Annotated in this window: 2 protein-coding genes; both read left to right on the top strand. The window is 63.3% G+C overall.

Going from position 1 to position 3,498, the window contains the following annotated elements:
* The coding region (locus tag WCA53_RS04785; protein ID WP_423906160.1) for an efflux RND transporter permease subunit at positions 1 to 2,201 on the top strand (2,201 nt) is incomplete at its 5' end.
* Positions 2,198 to 3,498, top strand: a 1,301-nt coding sequence (locus WCA53_RS04780) for an efflux transporter outer membrane subunit (protein ID WP_423906157.1), incomplete at its 3' end; no start/stop codon positions are given. The genes WCA53_RS04785 and WCA53_RS04780, both read left to right, overlap by 4 nt.

Raw genomic sequence — 3,498 nt, 5'->3', positions numbered from 1 at the left:
CGATGTACCTGCTCGGCTATAGCATCGACAACCTCTCGCTGATGGCGCTGACTATTGGCACCGGCTTCGTGGTGGACGATGCCGTGGTGGTGCTGGAAAACATCACGCGCCACCTCGAAATGGGCCTGAGTCCGAAAGAAGCCGCGCTGAAAGGCAGCGGCGAAGTGGGCTTCACCGTGATCTCGATGAGCCTCTCGCTGATCGCGGTGTTCCTGCCGATCCTGCTGATGCCGGGCATTGTCGGTTTGCTGTTCCACGAGTTCGCGGTGACGTTGTCCATCGCTATCCTGATTTCGCTCGTGGTCTCGCTCACGGTCACGCCGGCCATGTGCGCGTACGTGCTGAGTCGAGACAACGCCGGACATGCCAGGCCCCGCTGGGCGGAGTGGGTCGAGGCGCAGTTCGAACGCTTCAAGAACGCCTACGCCCGCTCGCTTACCTCCGTACTTGACCATGCGCTGCTGGTTGTCCTGTTGCTGATCGGGCTGCTCGTGGCGAACGTCTTCCTGTTCAAGCTGGTGCCGTCCACGTTCTTTCCGGAGCAGGACACTGGCATCCTGGGTGGGCAGATCATCGCCGACCAGAGCATCTCCTTCTCCGCGATGGCAAAGAAGCTCGCCCAGTTGCAGGAGATCGTGCAGAAAGATCCGGCGGTTGCGTCGGTGGCAGGCTTCACCGGCGGCCGGGCGCTGAACACCGCGAACGTGTTTATCGAACTCAAGCCGCTCGCCGAACGCCATGCAACGGCTACCGAGGTGGTCAACCGCCTGCGGCCCAAGCTCAACGCGGTCTCGGGCGCGCGGCTGTTCCTGCAGGCACAGCAGGATTTGCGAATTGGCGGACGACAGTCGGCCGCCGAATATCAGTACACGCTGACAGGCGATGATTCCACTGCGCTGTTTGCCTGGACGCCGAAGCTCGTGGCCGCGTTGAACAAGGACCGCGGCGTGTTACTCGACGTCAACTCGGACTTGCAGCAAAATGGTTTGCAGACCTTTGTAAATTTCAACCGTGCCACGGCGGCTCGCTACGGGTTTGCACCGAATCAGATCGACAACGTGCTGTATGACGCGTTCGGCCAGCGGACCGTATCGACCATCTACAACGCGCTCAATCAGTACTTCGTGGTGATGGAGGTGGCGCCGCAGTATTGGCAATATCCCGAGACGCTCAACCAGATTTTCCTGAGCACGGCGGCGGGCAATCCGACCGGCACGCAGCAGACGCAAATGCCGGGCGCCACGGTCGCGGGCGTAACGGCCACGAGTGCGATCAGCAGCGTGTCGAGTTCGTCGAACACCAACTCGCTGAACTCGAACGCGCAAGCCAATGCGACCACCAACAGCATCTCCAACAGCAAGGGCGGCAGTTCAAGCGGCAGCGCGGACAGTACTGCGGCTGAGACGATGGTGCCGCTCCCGGCGCTCGCCAGCTACGTCAACAACCATACGTCGACCCAGGTCAACCATCAAAGCGGACTGGTGGCCGCAACGATCTCCTTCAACCTCCCGGCCGGCGGTTCGCTCAGCAAGGCCCAGGAGGCGATCGAGAACGCGTCGCGCGAAATCGGCATGCCGGCCAGCATCCACGGTGCATTCGCGGGCGCGGCGCAAGCCTACTCTCAGTCGATGGGCACCATACCGCTGCTGATCCTCGGCGCGCTGGTGGTGGTCTATATCGTGCTCGGGGTGCTTTATGAGAGCTCGATTCACCCGCTCACCATTTTGTCGACGCTGCCTTCGGCCGGTATCGGCGCCACGCTCGCCCTGCTGATTTTCGGCACGCCGTTCTCGGTGATCGCGTTGATCGGCATTATCTTGCTGATCGGTATCGTGAAGAAGAACGGCATCATGATGGTCGATGTCGCCATCCAGTTGCAGCGCAACGAAGGCATGCCGGCGCGCGAGGCGATTCACGGCGCCGCCGTGGTGCGTCTGCGGCCGATCATGATGACCACGTTCGCGGCTGTGCTCGGGGCAGTGCCGCTCGCCATCGGCATTGGCCAGGGCGCGTCGCTGCGTCAGCCGCTCGGTATCACCGTGATGGGCGGCCTGATCCTGAGTCAAGTATTTACGCTCTACACGACCCCGGTGATCTACCTCTACCTCGACCGCTTGCGTTTCAAGCTGGTCAGGTGGTCCAGGGACCTGCCATGGAATCGGGATTCGGAGCAACCCGGACAACCGGATACGAAGGCATGAAGATGAAGATTTCCTGCACACCTTGTAGCTCCCTTCGACCGGTAGCCGTTGTCGCGCTGGCTCTGCTGGCAAGCGGCTGCATGGTCGGCCCGGACTACCACCGGCCGCTGGTTCATGTGAGCGCGACCTACGCGGAGCTGCCGGGCTGGACGCAAGCCGAGCCCGACGCAGCCGGACCGAAGGGCGATTGGTGGACCGCCTTCAACGATCCGCTGATCGACCAGCTCGAACCGCTGGTGTCCGTGTCCAACCAGACCGTGCGTCAGGACTACGCCAACTATCAGGAGGCTCTGGCCGAAGTGCGGGTCGCGCGAGCCGGCCTGTTTCCGACCGTAGGCGTAACCGGTTCGGCCACCAGGGAACGTAGCTCGAGTGTCGAGACGCGCAGCACGGCCCTCAGCGCGACGAGAGTCGCCAACTCGGCCTCGCTCGAAGGCAACGTCAGTTGGCAGCTTGACGTGTGGGGTCAGGTGAGGCGCCTGATCGAGGAAAACGCCGCAACCGCGCAAGCGAGCGAAGCGACGCTCGCCAATGCGACGCTCTCCGAGCAGGTGGCGCTGGCGACGGCCATTATCCAGTTGCGCGTGAGTGACGCCAATATCGACCTGCTGCAGAAAACGGTCCAGGCGTACCAGCACTTTCTGGACGTGATCGCCGACCAGGACAAGGCGGGCACCATCCCGCCGTCCGACGTGATCAGCGCACGCACCCAGCTCGAGACGGCGCAATCCAGCCTGATCGCACTCGGGGTGGCGCGGGCCCAATTCGCGCACGCGATTGCCGTGCTGGTCGGCAAGAATCCGGAGGAGCTCTCCATCGCGCACAGCACCACGATGCCGACCCAGCCTACCGTTCCGGTCGGCGTGCCGTCGACGCTGCTTGAACGCCGGCCCGACATTGCGAATGCCGAGCGTCAGATGGCGGCGCAGAACGCGGCGATCGGCGTGGCCGTGTCGGCGTATTACCCGAGCATTTCCCTCTCGGCGCTGGACGGCTTCACGCAGTCGCCGTTGTCCGGGCTGCTGCACGTGGCCAACTACGTCTGGTCGCTGGGCGCAAGCGCCTCTGAAACGATCTTCGACGGCGGTTTGCGCAGTGCGGACGTGGACGCTGCGAAGGCCGCTTACGACGCGACGGTCGCCAATTACCGCGGCACGGTGCTGACGGCGTTCGAAGGGGTGGAGAACGACCTTTCCGGCTTGCGGATCCTGGCCGAGCAGTCGACCGTGCTGAACTCGGCGGTGCGCGACGCGACCCGCGGCGCCGAGATTGCCTTTAACGAATATCAGGCCGGTAC

The organism is Caballeronia sp., from assembly GCF_049581465.1.
Classification (GTDB): Bacteria; Pseudomonadota; Gammaproteobacteria; order Burkholderiales; family Burkholderiaceae; genus Caballeronia.
This window is presented reverse-complemented; position numbering and strand designations above follow the sequence as displayed.